14 protein-coding genes and 1 pseudogene are annotated in these 16,983 nt (G+C 69.0%); 6 read left to right on the top strand and 9 right to left on the bottom strand.

Annotation, left to right across the window (positions count from 1 at the left end):
* Positions 1-79 precede the first annotated feature (79 nt).
* Together QM619_RS17335 and QM619_RS17330 are read right to left on the bottom strand one after the other, a co-directional pair.
* Positions 80-1,525, bottom strand: a complete 1,446-nt coding sequence (locus QM619_RS17335; protein ID WP_415111684.1) for a hypothetical protein — start codon at positions 1,523-1,525, stop codon at positions 80-82.
* Between the two features lie 133 nt (positions 1,526-1,658).
* Entirely contained in the window at positions 1,659-2,558 is a 900-nt protein-coding gene (locus QM619_RS17330; RefSeq protein ID WP_415111682.1) for a LysR family transcriptional regulator ArgP, read from the bottom strand.
* A 71-nt stretch (positions 2,559-2,629) separates the two neighbouring features.
* Here QM619_RS17330 and QM619_RS17325 point away from each other — a divergent pair, with 71 nt between their 5' ends.
* Together QM619_RS17325 and QM619_RS17320 are read left to right on the top strand one after the other, a co-directional pair.
* On the top strand, positions 2,630-3,280 hold the full coding sequence (locus QM619_RS17325; RefSeq protein WP_415111680.1) for a LysE/ArgO family amino acid transporter: 651 nt from the start codon (positions 2,630-2,632) through the stop codon (positions 3,278-3,280).
* Positions 3,281-3,392: 112 nt separating this feature from the next.
* Positions 3,393-3,905, top strand: a complete 513-nt coding sequence (locus QM619_RS17320) for a peptidylprolyl isomerase (RefSeq protein WP_415111678.1) — start codon at positions 3,393-3,395, stop codon at positions 3,903-3,905.
* Between the two features lie 172 nt (positions 3,906-4,077).
* Here the strand turns inward: QM619_RS17320 and QM619_RS17315 are convergent.
* Positions 4,078-4,143: pseudogene (locus tag QM619_RS17315) on the bottom strand (hypothetical protein); the annotation flags it as partial.
* A 60-nt stretch (positions 4,144-4,203) separates the two neighbouring features.
* The gene (locus tag QM619_RS17310) at positions 4,204-5,943 is read right to left on the bottom strand and encodes a DEDD exonuclease domain-containing protein (protein WP_415111676.1); all 1,740 of its coding nucleotides are present in this window, start codon (positions 5,941-5,943) and stop codon (positions 4,204-4,206) included.
* A 501-nt stretch (positions 5,944-6,444) separates the two neighbouring features.
* Here QM619_RS17310 and QM619_RS17305 point away from each other — a divergent pair.
* Together QM619_RS17305 and QM619_RS17300 are read left to right on the top strand one after the other, a co-directional pair.
* Positions 6,445-7,467: an NlpC/P60 family protein gene (locus tag QM619_RS17305; RefSeq protein WP_415111675.1), complete on the top strand. Its 1,023-nt coding sequence runs from the start codon at positions 6,445-6,447 to the stop codon at positions 7,465-7,467.
* Complete coding sequence (locus QM619_RS17300; RefSeq protein WP_415111673.1) at positions 7,445-8,500, top strand: hypothetical protein; 1,056 nt, start codon at positions 7,445-7,447, stop codon at positions 8,498-8,500. The genes QM619_RS17305 and QM619_RS17300 overlap by 23 nt, the downstream gene beginning before the upstream one ends.
* Positions 8,501-8,667: 167 nt before the next feature.
* Here the strand turns inward: QM619_RS17300 and QM619_RS17295 are convergent, their stop codons facing one another.
* Both QM619_RS17295 and QM619_RS17290 read right to left on the bottom strand, forming a co-directional pair.
* Positions 8,668-9,132 (bottom strand): hypothetical protein, encoded by a 465-nt coding sequence (locus tag QM619_RS17295; protein WP_415111671.1) that lies wholly within the window; start codon positions 9,130-9,132, stop codon positions 8,668-8,670.
* Positions 9,129-9,875, bottom strand: a complete 747-nt coding sequence (locus tag QM619_RS17290; protein ID WP_415111669.1) for an alpha/beta hydrolase — start codon at positions 9,873-9,875, stop codon at positions 9,129-9,131. Before QM619_RS17290 ends, QM619_RS17295 begins: the two co-directional genes overlap by 4 nt.
* An 84-nt stretch (positions 9,876-9,959) precedes the next feature.
* On the opposite strand from QM619_RS17290, the gene QM619_RS17285 reads away from it, so the two are divergent.
* Together QM619_RS17285 and QM619_RS17280 are read left to right on the top strand one after the other, a co-directional pair.
* Positions 9,960-10,706, top strand: a complete 747-nt coding sequence (locus tag QM619_RS17285; protein WP_415111667.1) for a lysophospholipid acyltransferase family protein — start codon at positions 9,960-9,962, stop codon at positions 10,704-10,706.
* A gap of 137 nt (positions 10,707-10,843) precedes the next feature.
* Complete coding sequence (locus tag QM619_RS17280; RefSeq protein ID WP_415111665.1) at positions 10,844-12,235, top strand: class II 3-deoxy-7-phosphoheptulonate synthase; 1,392 nt, start codon at positions 10,844-10,846, stop codon at positions 12,233-12,235.
* Between the two features lie 106 nt (positions 12,236-12,341).
* Here the strand turns inward: QM619_RS17280 and QM619_RS17275 are convergent, their stop codons facing one another.
* From QM619_RS17275 to QM619_RS17265, 3 genes are all read right to left on the bottom strand, one after another.
* Positions 12,342-13,310, bottom strand: coding sequence for a glycoside hydrolase family 6 protein (locus QM619_RS17275; protein WP_415111663.1), 969 nt, complete (start codon positions 13,308-13,310; stop codon positions 12,342-12,344).
* Between the two features lie 20 nt (positions 13,311-13,330).
* Complete coding sequence (locus QM619_RS17270) at positions 13,331-15,133, bottom strand: galactose oxidase-like domain-containing protein (protein ID WP_415111661.1); 1,803 nt, start codon at positions 15,131-15,133, stop codon at positions 13,331-13,333.
* A 200-nt stretch (positions 15,134-15,333) separates the two neighbouring features.
* Complete coding sequence (locus QM619_RS17265) at positions 15,334-16,797, bottom strand: glycosyltransferase family 2 protein (protein WP_415111659.1); 1,464 nt, start codon at positions 16,795-16,797, stop codon at positions 15,334-15,336.
* Between the last annotated feature and the right edge of the window lie 186 nt (positions 16,798-16,983).

The following is a 16,983-nucleotide window of genomic DNA, read 5'->3' as shown; positions in this document are numbered from 1 at the left end:
GGGGCGGGGTCGGGGGGGCGCCCCCCGGGCCCCCCCCCCCCCCCCCACGTCCCGATCTCGGAGTGCGTTGCGTGCCTCCTCAGCGCTGGGCGCGCACGAATCCCGCCCGCTCCGCGGCCTCGGCGGAGTTGAACCACACATCGGTGATGGTGCGGTCGTAGCCTCCGGAGCCCTGCAGGTGATACTTCATCGAGCGCTCGTTGCCCTTGATCTGGTAGCCCTCGGGCGGCTCGGCCCCCACGTACGAACCCTCGCCGTAGGGGCTGTCAGCTAAAGGGGAGGCATCACCCTTTGCGCCCTTCGCCTTCTTCTTGACGTCCTCGACGGCCTCGGACGCCTTGTCGGCGGCCTCCTCGGCGGCGTCGGCGATCTCGTCGCCCACCTTGGCGGCGGCCTCCTTGGCCTCCTCGATCGCCTCTTCGGCCTTGTCGAGGGCTTCCTCGCCGACCTCCTTGGCGTCATCGGCCACCTCGGCGGCCGCATCCTTGACCTCGTCGACCTTGTCGGCTGCGGCCTCGGCGACGTCCGATGCCTTGACGGAGACGGCCTCGGCGACATCGGACGCCTTGTCCGCCACCGCCGCGGCGGCGCTCGCGGCGGCGTCCTTGGCCTTGCCGACGGCCTCCTTCACCTTCTCGGTGGCGTCCTTCGCGGCATCCTTGGCCTTGTCGACCACCTCGCCGACCGGATCGGCCACGTACGGCCGGGAGGGCTCGTGGGTCTCCCAGGTGGCCTCCGGGCTGCCCAGCAGCTTCCGGACGGCGTACACGACCCCGGCCAGCACGACACCCGCCAGGGCGATCAGGCCCAAGGTCTTGCCGACGCTGCGGCGCTCGCGGGTGGGGGCGATCTCGGCCACCCCGTCCGTCACCGTGTCGGCGACCTTCTCGGCGATGTCCGAGGCCTTCTCGGCGACCTCGGCGGCCTCCTCCTTCGCTGCTTCGGCCGCTTTGTACAGGGTCGCCACCAGCCAGGGCAGGAAGTCGTTCTGCACCTTGTCGCGGGCCAGATCTACGGTCGGAGCCACTCGTTCGAGGGTCTCGTCGACCACCGGACGCACCTTCTTGACCGCGGTGTCGACGGCCGGCGTGACCTTGTCGAGCGCGTCGTCGAGGACCGGATGCACCCGGTCGAGGGTTTCCGCGGCCAGCTTGGCGCCCCGTTTGCGGGCATCGGTCAGCTTCGGCTGCACCCGCTCGTAGGTCTCGCTGGCCCGGCGTCCGGCCTCCTTGAACGACGGCTCGATGCGCTCGTAGGCGTCCTTGAGGCTCGGCTCGAGCCGTTCGTAGGCGTCCGAGGCCAGCTCCACGCCACGGCGGCGGGCCGTCTCGAGATGGGGCTGCACCCGGTCGTAGGCGTCGGCGGCGAACTCGACGCCCCGCTTGCGTGCCTCGTCCACGTACTCACCGGCGTATTCGACCAGGGGGGTGAGCTTCTGCACCGCCTCGTCGAGGGCTGCCCGGCTGGCGTCCGCGGCTGATTCGGCGGTCGATTCGACGGCCTTCAGCGGCTTCTTACGCTTCACTGTTCCTCCAGTGGTTGGGATGGTCACGGCTGTACCGCGCTCCCCAAACTACCCGTCCGGCGGACGCGGCGAACAGCTTTGTGAGGCGTTTCCACCGTTGTGGGTGAAGCCGCTCGGCCGCTCTGGACGACGCTCAGCGGGCGGGCTGCCAGAGCTCTCGCCGGGCGTGCCCGACGATGCCGGCGGCGATGGCGTCCAGCAGCGGCGAACGCAGCTTCCACTGTTGCCAGTGCAACTCGACCTCCACCGTCGGACCGCCCATGCCGACCAACTCGCCCTTGCTGAGGGCATCGGCGGAATGGAAGCGGTCCAGCAGTCCCCAACCCAGCCCGAGCCGGACGGCACGGGCGTAGTCGGCCGAGGCGGGCACGAAGTGCCGGGGTGGCCGGGTGGGATCGATGCCCTGGTCGCTCAGCCAACTGCTCTGCAGCTCGTCGCGCCGATCGAAATAGACCACCGGCGCGGCGGCCAGCGCGGCGGTCGTCGGGCCGTCCGGCAGCCAGCGGCGGACGAAGGCCGGCGTGGCCATCGCCTGGTAGCGCATCGCGCCCAGCGGGACGACCCGGCAGCCGGGGACCGGGCGGGAGCCCGAGGTGACCGCACCCATCGCCGCGCCGGATTCGAGCAGACCGGCGGTGAAGTCCTGATCGTCGCGATGCAGCTCGAAGACCACCGAATGGGTGCGGGACAGCTCGGCAAGCGGCGCCAGGAACCAGGTGCTGAGCGAATCGGCGTTGACCGCCAGCGGCACGCTGATCGGGGCGGCGTCCGGTTCGTCGGCACCGAGCTCGACCAGCGTGTCGTGCTCGAGCAGCGCCAGCTGCCGGGCCAGCCGGAGCACGGCCTGCCCGGCCGGCGTCGGCCGAGCCGGCTTGCCGCGGATCAGCAGCACCCTGCCCACCTGATGTTCCAAGGCCTTGAGCCGCTGGCTGACCGCGCTCGGGGTGAGGTGGAGCCGGGTCGCGGCGGCGTCCAGGGTGCCCTCGTCGACGATGGCGGCGAGCGTCTCGGTGAGGTCGGGAGAGAGGCGCATCATAAGCAATGCTAATGGATCAGAAAAATCATTAGCTGGACTGATCGAGGTGGCGACCCTACCGTCGAGGGGTGTCCTCCTTCTTCGCCGGTGTCGGGCTCGGCTTCTCGTTGATCGTCGCTATCGGCGCCCAGAACGTGTTCGTGCTGCGCCAGGGCATCCGGCGGGAACATGTGCTGCTGACCGCCACCATCTGTGCGGTGTCGGACGCCGTGCTGATCGTCGCCGGGGTGTCGGGGATCGGGCTGGTGCTGCACGCGGTGCCCTGGCTGTTCGATGCCGTCCGCTGGGTGGGGGCTGCGTTCCTGCTCGGTTACGGGGTGCTGGCCGGACGTCGGGCCTGGCTAGGCGAGGGCGAGGTGCTGTCGCCGGCGGACGGTGCCGACGGCGGGGCCGGCGTCCGGCTCGGGACCGCCGGCACCGCGACTGCCAGGCGGGCCGTGCCTGTAGCGATGACTGCGCTGGCGCTCACCTGGCTGAACCCGTCGGTCTACCTCGACACCGTCTTCCTGCTCGGGACGGTGGCCAACGCGCACGGCGACGGTCGCTGGCTGTTCGCGTTGGGAGCGATGACCGCGAGCGTGATCTGGTTCTTCGGGGTCGCGGTGGGCGCGCGGCTGCTGGCGGGCTGGCTGGCGACGACCCGGGCCTGGCGGATCTTCGACGCCTCGATCGCGGTGCTGATGGTGGAGTTGGCCGTCGGCCTGGTGTTCGCCCGCTGACTGGTCCGATCCGGCCGTCCGGTTGGTTACGGTGTGCCAGGATGGTCGGCACGCATTGCGGAAACCCAGGTGGGCGGCGTCGTGGCCGCCGCGCGAGGAAAGGACACACACCGTGGCTCAGACCGCCACCCTGCACACCAATCATGGCGACGTCGTGATCGAGCTGTTCGAGGACCAGGCTCCCAAGACCGTGGCGAATTTCGTCGGGCTGGCGAAAGGAACACAGGAGTACATCGACTCGCAGACCGGGGAACGGACCACCGGGAAGTTCTACGATGGGCTCACCTTCCACCGGATCATCGACGGGTTCATGATCCAGGGCGGCTGCCCGCAAGGCAGCGGGCGCGGTGGCCCCGGCTACACCTTCGCCGACGAGTTCCATCCCGAACTCAGCTTCAGCCGGCCCTACCTGCTGGCGATGGCCAACGCCGGTCCCGGCACCAACGGCTCGCAGTTCTTCATCACCGTGGTGCCGACCCCGCACCTGAACCGGCGGCACACCATCTTCGGCGAGGTGACCGACGAGGCCAGCCAGAAGGTGGTCGACGAGATCGCCCACGTGCGCACCGGCTACGGCGATCGTCCGGTTCAGCCCGTGGTGATCGAGTCGGTGACCATCGCCTGATCGCAGGCGGGGCGATCGGGTCTACCCGGCGCCGAGTGAGAAGGCCGCCTCCAGGTCGTGGGACGAATAGGCGCGGAACGCGATGTGGGTCTGGGTGCCAGAGCATGCCGGGCACCCGGTTCAGCCGTTCGGTGACCTGATCGACCGACCGCACGCGGATCAGGGCGATCAGGTCGATGCTTCCGGTGACCGAGTACACCACGGAGACGCCGTCCAGGTCGGCGATCTGGGCGGCCACCTCGGGGATGCGGGCAACCTCGGCCTGGACGAAGACAATCGCGGTGATTATGGCGAAATCCTAACGGGGCCAGACCGCCTCCGGTGCCGGCGCCGGCGGCAGCGCGTGCCTGGCCAACTCGCCCTCGGCCAGTCCGATGTGCAGCGGCCAGCTCCACTGGCCGTCGATCTCGATCAGCCGGACGCCGGGGCGCTCCAGCCAGGCGGCGATCCGTTCGGTCTCTTCCGCGGTCGCCACTGGTTGCGGTCCCTCGGGTGCACGGACCTGTTCGGCGGCCGCCACCGCCGCGCGTGCTACCGCCTGCGGGACGTCGCCGGGCCGGGCCCGGGCCGCTCCGGCGAGCCGGCCGTAGCGGACGACGTGGATCTCCCAGCCGCCCCGGTCGCGGTAGGCGGCCACGATCTGCGGACACCGGGCCAGGCTGGCGACCCGGTGGTGCCGCAGCGCGCTGCGGGCGAAGCTCGACAATCGGTCGGTGACCACCGCGGCGTCCTCGAAGCGCTCGCCGGCGATCAACGTCGACAGTCGCTTCCGGGCGGCCCGGAGCACCGGACGGATGTCGCTGGACAGGCTGGCCCGCAGCCGTTCGACGATCGTGGCGTAGTCGTCGGTGGTCACCGCCAGCTGGCAGGGTGCGCAACACCTGCCCAGCTCGCCCAGCACACAGGACGCGGACGGCCGCTTCGCCGACAGCCGAGTGGTGCACTGCCGGATCGGGAAGGCGTCGTAGAGCGCGGCCTGGACCGCCTCGACGGTGCTGCGCCGGTTGAACGGGCCGAAGTAGTCGGCGCCGTCCGGCAGGCATTTCCGGACGATCGACAGCCGCGGGTACGGCTCTCGGGTCAGCTTGAGCCACAGCTGCCGCTCGGGATACTTCGAACGCCGGTTGTAGCGCGGCGAATGGGCGGCGATCAGCCGCAACTCCAACACCTCGGCCTCCAGCTCGGTGCTGCACACCAGGTGTTCGACGCCGCTCGCCACCCGCACCATCTCGTCGATCCGCGGCCGGGTCTCGGCGGCGGTGAAATAGCTGCGGACACGGGCCCGCAGATCGCGGCTCTTGCCCACGTAGAGCACCTGCCGCCGCGGCTGACCGACCTGGTCGCGGCCGTCGGCGACGAACCAGTACACCCCCGGTGCCGACGGTAGGCCGGACGCCCAGGTCCGCTTGGCGCGGCGCTGCGGGGACACCCGGCGGGTGAACTCGAGCAGGTCCTCGACGGTGTGGACGCCGAGGTTGCCGACTCGTTCGAGCAGGCAGTGCAGCACGGTCACGGTGGCGCGGGCGTCGGTGAGGGCACGGTGGTTGGGGACGGTCTCGGCCCGGAAGTACTGGGCCAGGGTGGCCAGCTTGTGATTGCGCACCTCGTCGCGCAGCAACGCCTGTCGGGCCAGGGCCACGGTGTCGAGCACCGGCGGATTCGGCCAGCGGTAGCCGTGCTCGGCACAGGCGCGTTTCAGGAAGCCCACGTCGAAGCCGGCGTTGTGCGCGACCAGCACGCAGCCGGCGGCGAACTCCAGGAAGCTCGGCAGCACGGACGCCAGCCGCGGCGCCCCGGCCACCATGGAGTCGGTGATGCCGGTGAGCACCGAGATCAGCGGCGGGATGTGGGTGGCGGGATTGACCAGGGTCTGGAACTCGCCGAGCACCTCGCCCCCGGCGACCTTGGCCGCGCCGATCTCGGTGACCCGGTCGTCCGGGCTGCCGCCGGTGGTCTCCAGGTCGACCACGCAGAACGGCACCAGCGCGAGCGGGGTGCCCAGATCGTCGAAGGTGGGCTGGTTCGGCAGCGACATCATGTCCGGGACGCTAGAGGTCGCCTCTGACGTTTCTCGCGCGGTGTTCGGGGGGCCGGCGGCCGGCAGGGACCCCGGAGCTCGGCGGGTCGGGTGGCCGGCGGAGATCCCGGCGTTCGCCGGGATGACGGGGCAAGGCGGGGCGACGTGGCAAAACTGTCAGAGGCGCCGTCCACACTGCGGTCATGGAGATGCTGCGAATCGATTGCGGGACATGCGCGGTGCGTGGACCCGCTTGTGGCGACTGTATGGTGACGGCCCTGTTGGGTGCCGATCACGACGTAGTCGAGTTATGTTCCGACGAGGTGAGTGCGTTGCGGGCGATGACCTCACAAGGATTGCTGCCACCGTTGCGCCTGGTCCGGCCGGTTTCCCGGCCGATGCCGCCCGACGACGGGGAACACTGGTTTGCCTCCGGCGGGGGCGTCGTTTAGCCTCTTTGCAGATTCGGTCCGCTGGCTCGCCCCGCAGTGACCCCATTTCTCGAATCGTCGAGGAGGCGATGTGCGTCTGCGTGCGGTTGTTCGCAGCGGCTTGGCGGCCCTCGCCACAGCGACGGTGCTGATCGCCGGTCCGGTTGCCCAAGCAGCTTTCGCAGACCCGGCTCTGGACGACGCCAAGGCTCGGCTGACCGCCATCGAGCAGCAGCAGAGCGAGATCGGCGAGGAGTGGGCCGAGGTCAAGCTGCAGCTGGCTCAGGGCAAGGCGAAGGTCGAGACGCTCAACGCCGACATCGCGGCCCAGCAGCTCAAGGTCGACGCGCTGCGCACCCAGGCCCAGCAGGTCGCGGTCAGCAGATTCCAGAACCGCGGGGTGGACATCACCATTCAGCTGGTCACCTCGTCCGACCCCGACGGCTTCCTCTCCGACATGTCCACGATGGGCAAGGTCGATCAGAACATGAACTCGCTGTTGCAGGAGTTCCAGGCTCAGCAGGCCGATCTCGCCGACCTGCAGCGTGCCGCTCACGATCAGCTGACCGCGATCACCGCCGAAGAGCAGCAGCTGGCGTCGCTGAAGAGCCAGATCGACGAGAAGATCCGCGAGGCCCAGGCGCTGGTCGACCAGCTGACCGAACAGGAGCGCCAGCGGCTGAACGCCGAGGAGGCGGCGTCCGACGAAGTGGTCGGTGACGGCGAAGCGTTGATCGACGACAGCGGCCCAGCCGATGAGCGGGCGCTGCGGGCTGTGAAGTACGCGGTCTCCAAGGTGCCGACCGGGCAGTACGTGTGGGGTGCCGAGGGGCCGAACGAGTTCGACTGCTCCGGGTTGATGCTGGCCGCCTACCGGTCCGTGGGGGTATCGCTGCCGCATTCGTCGCGGGCCCAGTCTACGCTCGGCCGTCCGGTCGCCCGCGACCAGCTCAAGCCTGGCGACCTGTTGTTCTTCTACAGCCCGATCCACCACGTCGGCATGTACATGGGCAATGGCCTGTTCGTGCATGCCCGCAACCCGCGCAACGACCTGGAGATCACCAAACTGTCCTCCTACCCCGCCTATCAGGGTGCCCGTCGCATCCTCGGTTGACCGACTTCGCCGCAGCCTGCTGTGCGCGGCACCGGCACTGCTGCTCGGCGCCTGCACCGCGGTGCCGAGCGAAGGCCTAGGCGACCTCACCAGGACGCTGACCGAGCGCCTCTCCGCCGAGGACGAGGCCGGCTTCCTCGCCTGCTTCGCTCCGGCAGCGGGTGCCCAGGCCCTGGGGCGCCGCATGTTCGCCACCCTGTCGCAGACGTCCACCGCCATCGCCCCGGCCGGCAGTGGACGACTCCGCGTCAGTTGGAGCCTCACCGGCGAGCCGCGGGTCGACAGCGAGGCCGCGGTTGGTCTCCTCGGCGGGCGGATCGTCAACCTGACCGCGACCACCACGGGCACCGAATGGCTCGGCTCGCCGCCGGGCATGCATTCGGCTCCCGAACTGGTCGTCGCGGCAGGCACCGCCCGGCACCTGAGCCGTTGGTCGCGGGCGGCCGAGTCGGCCCTCGCAGCGCTGCGGCGGGTGGCCCCGTCCGGACGCCAGTGGGCCGAACCGGTGGTGGTGCTGGTCCCGGACAACCTGACCGGCTTCGCCGCCTACGCCGGCCGGCATGCCGATCGGCTCGGCGCGGTCACCGTCGTACCAGGCCTGGCCAGCAGCGAGGGCGTCCGGATCGTGGTGAATCCTGACACCAGTCAGAAGGCCGCCGACGACTGCATCCTGCTCACCCACGAGTCGGTGCACGCCTGGATGCGTTCGCCCCGCCTCACCGGCACACCGGGTTGGCTGGTCGAGGGCATCGCCGAGGCGTTCACCGCCGACGCCCACCGGCAGGTCGCCTCGACCAACCGAGAGTTGGCCCGTACCGCGATCAAGGCCGGCCTGCCGCGGGCGCTGCCGGACATCGGCGATCTCTCCCCGGCCACGTACGCGCTGGCCCAGCTGGCCGTTCAGGCGATGGTGGCCCACCTCGGCTGGCCGGCCGTCCTCGACGAGGCGGACGCCCGCACCCACGGGGGCGGGAGGATCGCCGACGCCACCGTGCTCGGCTGGTACCGCGACGCCCTCGCCGACCTGGACTGAGTCTGACCTTGGGCCTGAGCCGGCGGGCGACATCGGGCCGAGGCGTGGTCAGGGTACGGCCGTCGCGGCGCGGTGGGCGCCTTGGTGGTGTACCAGAACGCCTCGGTTTCGACGGGCGCCGGGATCGGATTGCCGCTCTTGTCCTCGATCACCAGATGCTTGCCGGGTCAGACGACGGCGCCGTCGCCATCGATCGGCGGACGCTGCCGCAACCGGTACAGCAACAACACCACGCCGACGAAGAACCCGAGCCCGGCCAGCACCGACACGACGATCGGGAACCGGACGCCGAACGCGGCGGCGAGCACCAGCACCAGCGGCAGCACCACCAGCGCGGTGCCGGCGGTGCCGGCCGCCGTCCAGGGCCGACGTGGGAGCGCCGGCGGCGGGGTGAACGGCTCGTCCGGTTCCTCGGGCGCCGTCCAGCCGCGGAAGTCGCTGGGCAGGTCCGCCGCGGACGCCTCGGCGACCGGCCGGATCGGGCCCGGCTGGTGCGGACGCCGGGGTGGCTCCGGCAGGCTGGGCGGCTCGGTCACCGGGGAGTGGTGCGTTCCGTCGGGTACCAGTCCGCCGGGGAACTCCCGCGCCATCAACTCCTCGAAGCGGGTGTCGTCCGGCTCGTCGCGGCTCATCGGGAGTGCCGATTCAGGAAGTCCAGGGTGCGGGTGACGATCAGCTCGGCGTCGTAGTCCAGGGTGGCCACATGGCCGCTGTCGGGCAGCACCACCTCGGTGATCTCTTCCGACGACACCTGCCGCAGCACGATGTCGTGCGAGACGGCCGGCACCACCTCGTCCCGCGCGGAGTACAGCAGCAGGATCGGGCAGTAGACCAGGTCGAGTCGGGCCCGCACGTCAGCCCACAGCCGCATCATCGCGTCCGCCGCACGCAGCGGCGTCCGGGGGTAGCTGTGCTCGGTGACGTCCGGCTTGCGGATGTTGCTGCCGATGCTGGCGGTGGTCCGGACCAGGCGTTTGAGTACAGGGAGCAGGGCCAGGTTCGGGTTGCCGGTCAGCGCCGGATTGACCAGGACCAGCCCGGCCACCTCGTCGGCGTGGAGCTCGGCGAGCCGGAGCGCCAAGGCGCCGCCCATCGACAGCCCGGCGACGAAGACTGTCGGGCATTCCGCGCGCAGGCTGAGGAAGGCCCGCTCGGCGGCGGTGTACCAGTCGCGTCCGTCGGTGATCTCCAGTTCGCGCCAACTCGTACCGTGCCCCGGCAGCCGTGGCACCGACACCCGGTAGCCGGCCTCGGCGGTGCGGGCCGCCCAGTCGCGCAGCGTCCACGGACTCCCGGTGAAGCCGTGCAGGAAGAGCACGCCGACATCGCCTGCCGTCCCGGCCTGGAACGGTTGGGCGAACTCGTTGACCTGCATGGCGTCATCGTACGGCGGCCCTCGCCGGAAGTACCGGGGCGGTCGCTAGGGTGGGCGAACACAAGGCGATCCGATGGAGGTGCGGTGCTCTACTCCCTGTTCAAGTACGCGGCCTTCCGGCCGGTCATCAAGTACCTCTACGGCGCGCGGGCCGAGGGCGAGGAGAACATTCCGGCCACCGGCGGGGTGATCCTGGCCAGCAACCACCTGGACGCCGGCGACACGGTGGTGCTGCCGGCGATGATCCGCCGGCAGGTGACCTTCCCGGCGAAGGCCGAACTGTTCCAGGGCAATCGCGGGCCGTTCTCCAAGCTGGTGGCCTGGTTCCTGCGGGCGGTCGGACAGGTGCCGCTGGACCGCTCCGGCGGCCGGACCAGCTTGGACGGGCTCAGACCCGTCCTCGACGTGCTGGCCGTCGGCGGCTGCGTCGGCATCTACCCCGAGGGCACCCGGTCCCCGGACGGACGGCTGTACAAGGGCAAGACCGGAGTGGCCCGGATGGCGCTGGCCGCCGAGGTGCCGATCGTGCCGGTCGCGATGAAGAACAGCCAATTGACCAGGAAGGCCGGTCTGCCCTGGATCGACCATCCGGTGGTGGTGATCGGCAAGCCGCTGGATTTCAGCCGCTACTACGGGCGCGTCGACGATCCGCGGACGCTGCGCTGGGTGACCGACCAGGTGATGGCGGCGATCCACGAACTCTCTGGCCAGACCTATGTCGAGGCCTACGGCACATCGGTGAAGAGCGGTTCGCTGAGTCCGGCCGAGGCGGACGCCCGCATCCTGGAGCGCCCCGGGATCAAGACCACGGAACCCGAGCTGCCAACCTGAGCGGTTTGGGGCCCGTGCGGGGTTTCGACGAGCCCCAACCAGGGGGTGGCCGGATGCCATTCGCGGCCGTCGAGGCCGCGTCCCACGCCCCGTGGCCGGTTCGAGGACAGCGTGGCCGACCGCGTATCCTGACCGGCGTGTCGCTGCCGATCCCAACGCTAGAAGAACTCCAGTCCAGCCTGCCTCTACAGCAGCCGAGCTATGCCGACGCCGCCTTGCTGGACGGCGTCATCGCGGAACTGCGCCGGCGTCCGCCGCTGGTGTTCGCGGGCGAGTGTGACGAGTTGCGCGAGAAGATCGCGGACGCCGCCGCGGGTCGCGCGTTCATTCTGCAGGGTGGCGACTGCGCCGAGACGTTCGACACCGGCACCGCCCAGGACATCCGGGGCAAACTGCGGGTGCTGTTGTCGATGGCGGTGGTGCTCACCTACGCCGCGCAGGTGCCGGTGGTGAAGCTGGGTCGGCTGGCCGGCCAGTATGCCAAGCCGCGCAGCAAGGACACCGAGACCCGTGATGGCGTCACGCTGCCGGCCTATCGTGGGGACGCCGTCAACGGTCTGGACTTCACCGAGGAGTCCCGGGTCCACGACCCGAAGCGGCTGATGGAGGCCTACAACCATTCGGCGGCCACGCTCAACCTGATCCGGGCGTTCGTCACCGGCGGTTTCGCCGACCTGCGCTCGGTGCACACCTGGAACCAGGACTTCGTCCGCAACTCGGGGGTGGAGGCCCGCTACGAGGCGCTGGCCGCCGAGATCGAGCGGGCGCTGGCCTTCATGGTCGCCTGCGGCGTCGACAAGGAGGCGTTCCGCACTGTCGACTTCTACTCCAGCCATGAGGCGCTGCTGCTGCCCTACGAGCATGCGATGACCCGGATCGACTCGCGCACCCTGACGCCGTACAACACCTCGGCGCACATGGTCTGGATCGGGGAGCGCACCCGACAGGTGGACGGGCCGCACGTCGAGTTCATCCGGCATCTGCGCAACCCGATCGGGGTCAAGGTCGGGCCGTCCACGACCGCGGCGGACGCCGTGGCGCTGGCCGAGGCGCTCGATCCGGCGCATGAGCCCGGACGCCTCACGATGATCTCCCGAATGGGCGCCGGCAAGGTGCGCGAGACGCTGCCGCCGATCGTCCGGGCAGTGGAGGCCACCGGCCGCAAGGTCGCCTGGATCTGCGACCCGATGCACGGCAACACCTTCGAGACCGACAACGGCTACAAGACCCGGGCGTTCAGCCAGGTGGTCGACGAGGTCAACGGATTCTTCGACGTGCACGAAGAGCTCGGCACCTGGCCGGGCGGCGTCCACATGGAGCTCACCGGCGACGACGTCACCGAGTGCGTCGGCGGCGTCGCGGACGCCCTGGCCGAGGCCGATCTGGCCAACCGGTACGAGACCGCCTGCGATCCGCGGCTGAACCGCAACCAGTCGCTGGAGCTGGCCTTTCAGATCGCCGAGCGGCTGACCGACGGCCGGATCAAGCGGGTCAACCCGGTGCAGGAGTACCGCGCTGAGGACTTCTAGGGTTTCGCTGGTCGAGTTGTCGAGACGCCGCTGGCAACGGGTTTCGGCAAGCTCAACCAGCGAGCGACCGTGTTGACCAGCGGTTCCTTAGCTTAGGGGGCTGGGTTCAACCGCGCTGGCGGATCAGCCGCAGGGCGTAGTCGAACCAGAAGGTGCCGGCCGCGGGTTCGCCGGTGCGGCAGTTGCCGTCCGAGGCGCCGGGTTCCTTGATCCACAGCCCGGCCACCGCGAACGTCCGCAGGGGACCGATCTCCGGATCCTTGCCGAGGGCCGCCCCCGGCGGATTGCACCAGGAGTCGATCGTCCCCGGCGCGGCGTCCCCGGCTCCGGCGCCGTTGCGGGAGGTGTCCACCACGTACTGCACACCCCCGAGTTCGGTCGCCAGCTGGTCGCCGTACGCCTGATTATCGGCGTCGGTGTGGAAATTCGAGACGTTGAGGCTGAACCCGTCGGCGCCGGCGATTCCGCTGCGCCGCAGGGCTTCCGCGAGCCGGGCGGTGTCGGCAATCCAGGCGGGATGTCCGGCGTCGATGTAGATCAGGGTGTTCGGGTTCGTGGCCAGGCGGGTGACGGCCGACGCCAGCAACTCGTAGGTCTCCTCGGCGGAGGTGGGGCAGTTGCCGCTCAGCGCCTGCGGCACAGCATCGGGCTCGAGCACGACCACCACGCGGCGGTCGCCGATCACGCCGGCCAACCGGGCAACCCATTCGCGATACTCGTCGGCGTCGTCGGCGCCTCCGGAGGAGTAGGAGCCGCAGTCCCGCTGCGGACGGTTGTAGAGCACCAGCACCGGGACCGCGTCGTCGTCCTCCGCGGCGTCCACCACCCGCTTCGCCAGCGACTTCACATCGTCGTCGGCGAGCCAGGTAGCCACCGGCTGTGAGGTGATCGGCGCCAGCGCCTTGGCGTCCGTGGCATGACCGGACGAGCGCAGCTTGGCCGCGGCACGGGCCGCCGTCGACGACGGGTCGACCCAGAGCCGCTCGCCGTACAGCGGGTTGACCGGCGGCGGGCTGGAGGTTTGCGGCGTCGGCGTGCAGGCCCAACTGAGCGACAGGCCCAGTCCTGCAAGCATCGCCGCCAGCGAAACTGCCCTCACCGAACCTCGACCCAGGTCGCTACCGAAGGCTTGCCTGATTTGTCCACGAGGAACAGCATGTACCAGCCGGCGGGGGTCAGGTTCGGGTTCTTGTCCAGTGAGAGGCTCAGCTGATCGCCCTTCACCTTGATTCCCAGCTCCACCGACCGCTGTTCGGTGTCGGTCATATGGGTGACCGCACTCGGCCGGACCAGGCGAGCACGGGCGATGTCGCCCTTGGCGCGGACGGTGATCGACTTCCCCCGGGTGATCGTCGAGGGTGCCGTCAGGATCTCGGGTCGCTCCCCGGGGGTGAAGAAGTACGGCGGGCGGTAGATCTCCAACCGCTGCTCGAAGGTTCCCGCGGACTTGCCCTCGGCGTCGCCGTAGAGCGGATCGGACCCCAGGGTCAACACGCTCCCGTCGGGCAGCAGCAGCGCTTCGGAGTGGTAGTTCCGGCCGATGTGCGGCGGCGCGACCGACCGCAGCGTGTTGGTCGAGGGCGTGTACAGCGAAGCCAGCAGCACGTCGGAGCCGGAGCGGCCGCGGTAGTCCGAGGCGCCGCCGGTGATCAGCACGTCGTCGGTCGGCAGGTTCACCACGCCCGGATACCGGACCGCCGTGGGCAGATCCGGCGCTGCGCTGACCTTGCCGTCGTCGAAGCTGATCACGTCCATCCGTGCGGTGGAACCGACGGCGTCGCCGACGCTGCCGCCGCCGACGATCAGGCCGTCCTGGTTCTGCGCCGGCGCCAGCAGCACGCTGCCGGCGGTCTCGTTCATTCCGGGATCGCGCAAACCGGAGATCTCCGTGAAGGAGTTGTCGGTCAGGTCCCAGATGCCGGGCGTGCGCATCTGTTCCGCCGGCCCGTAGCCGGCGTTCGCGCCGGTGTAGAGGATCCGGCCGTCGGCGCCCCGGAACAGTGCCGGGTAGGTGGGGAACGCCCGTTCCAGATCGGGTCGAGAGATCCACGACTGTGTCTTGACGTCGAACTCCTCGGTGGTTCCCATGCCGTGATCGATGAAGACGCCGTGCTCATTGAGACCGGAGACGGCCACGATGTTGCCGCCGTCGACCGAGAACAACGACGGGTACCAGCGAGCCTGCTTCATCCGTCCGGTCGGCACGTACTTCTCCGCGTGGATGTCGAAGATGTAGGATGCGTCCAGGGCCCAGTACTCCTGCTTGTCCAGGGTGATCGTGTCCGCGAGGCCGTAGAGTCCGGCACTGACGTGACCGTCCCAGTCGAACTGATGGCCCTCGCCTCGGAACACGTACTGGGCGCCCTCCTCCACGGCCTCTACCCACACCGTGGTCCGGGTCGGCTCCTTGCCGGGCGTGAGCTTGTGCACCATCGGCACCACTTTGTCCTCGGTGGAGCGGTAGCGCAGTCCGGTGGCGCGGTCGGTGAAGATGTCGCCCTTCTTGATCTGCAGATCCTGCTCGTAGACGGCGTCATTGACGACCGTGATCACGCCGGCGGCACGAGTCACCTTGTCCTGCAGCACCTCGTATTTCCTCGTGCCGCCCGCGATCAGCACATTGCCGTCAGGCAGGAAGGCGTGGCCGCCGCAGAACAGGTCCTCGGGGGTGTGGACTTTGGTGTACGTGTCGGCGGCGGGATCCCAAAGGATCGTGTCGAATGTGCCCGCCTCGAAATGATGGGCGTTGTTACCGGAGCCGGCGACGATCAGCACCTTTCCGGTCGGCAGCATCACCGAATGGATGCCGTTGACCCGGAACTCGGCAGGCAGTTCCACCGTCTCCCAGGCGCCGTTCTCGGCGCGGTATCCGGAGTCGGACTCGCGGATAGCGGTCATCGCGTAGGATATGCCATGTCCGGCCGGCTGAAAATTGACGGCAACCATTGCGCACCCCGTGATTGCGATGATGGCGCGGTTGCGTAGCCGCATGATGATACGACGCTTCATGAAATTGTCTCCCCCCAGGCAACTTCCTGTTGTACTTCTGAATGGCTGTTGTACTTCGAATGGATTGTGGCGCGGAATCGTTCGGTCAGTCAGTCGGCGGTCGCGCGGCTAGCGTTCAGAGCGCGTTCAACCTGCCAGATGACGAGCGGCGTGAAGCTGATCACGATCGTCAGCGCCGCCCAGGCGACCATCGCCGGTGAGGTGTGGCCGAGCAGGTGGGCGGCACCCAGAGCCATGCCCATCACGAGGCCCCAGCCGATGTTGGGGCGGAAGACCTGCCAGGAGTCGGTGCCCGCCTGCTGACCTTTCGGGGTGATCGCGAACGACGTGTGGCGACCTCGGATGGCATCGAGCAGAGCCACCACATACATCGGTGCGGACAGCATCGAGACCAGCATGCCGAGCACGCCGCTGGAGCCCTCCTCCTCGTGGGGGCTGACGTTGTAGCGCCGGTTCCAGAAGTAGATCGCCACCTGCATCACCGCGGCGTTCACGTAGAGCATCAGCCAGAGGTTGGCCTCGACCCGAACGCCACCGGCACCGGTGAGCAGATAGATCATCACGTTCAGATTGCCGATGACCCAGGCGAGAGCGGCCAATGGGTAGTAGCTCATCAGGAACAGGTAGTGCAGGGCACCGCTGAACGACAGCCCACGCAGTCGGCGGAACCAGCCGCGCACGACCAGTTCGTTGGTGCCGCGAGCCCAGCGCGCCTGCTGGGTGAAGTAGTCGGCCCAACTGGACGGCCCCTCACCCACGGCGAGCACGTCAGGGGTGTAGACCGACTTCCAAGGCCGCCCGGTGAGCGGATTCTGCTTGCGATGCCAGACCAGTGAGGTGGCCGCATCCTCGGTGATGGAGTCAGCGAGACCGCCGATGTCCTGCAGCGCGGAGATTCGGACCGCGTTATTGGTGCCGACGAACATCGGAATGCCGTCGGGGTTGCCAGCACGCTGCAGCACCGAGTGGAACAGGTACTGCTGCGATTCGCTGGCCTTGGTGACGAAATTGTCGTAGTTTCCGTACACCTGCGGACCGACCACGAAGGCGACGTCGGGATCGCGGAAGTAGCCGAGCAGCCGGTTCGCCATCTCCGGGTGCGGAACATGATCGGTGTCGACGGACACCCAGAAATCGTAGTTCTCGCCGTGTGCGTCCAGCCAGGCATTGTAGTTTCCGTGCTTGGTCTTTGCCCGGTGCGGGCCGGTCTTCTGATTCCAGTATTCGACACCGCGCCGAGAGAAGTGGTGCACCCCGATTCGCCGGCACATCCGCTTGACCTCGAGATCGTCGCCTTCGTCCAGAAGCCAGACGTCGACCGTGCCTTCGTAGGCCAGCCGGCGGGCCGCCGCGAGTGTCTTCTCGGCCATCTCGATCGGTTCCTTGCCGGGCACGATCGATGTCAGGAACGCGACGCGATGCCCGCTCTCGGGGATCACCGGAACCGGATCACAGGATTTCCGGGTGGCTCTGACCAGCGTGATCACGTTGATCAGCCGGAACACCTCGATCAACCCGACCGAACCGATCAGGAAGTAGCTCAGAAAGCCCATCGGGCTGCCATCGGCCGACGGGTAATGACTCGGCCACAACAACCAGACCAGGAATACGCTTGTCCATGGCCACCGTAACCTCCTCGTAGGCGGCCAGTTGATCTCCTTTCTGGTGGTCACGTGATGTCCCGTTCCGTGGCCAGCTGATCTCCCTGCCGTGTCCTGGGTCGACGGCGTGTCGGCCCT

This window comes from Micropruina sp., assembly GCF_047606665.1.
Lineage (GTDB): Bacteria > Actinomycetota > Actinomycetes > Propionibacteriales > Propionibacteriaceae > Micropruina.
The sequence above is the reverse complement of the archived record's forward strand: the minus strand, read 5'-3'. Positions and strand labels throughout refer to the sequence as shown.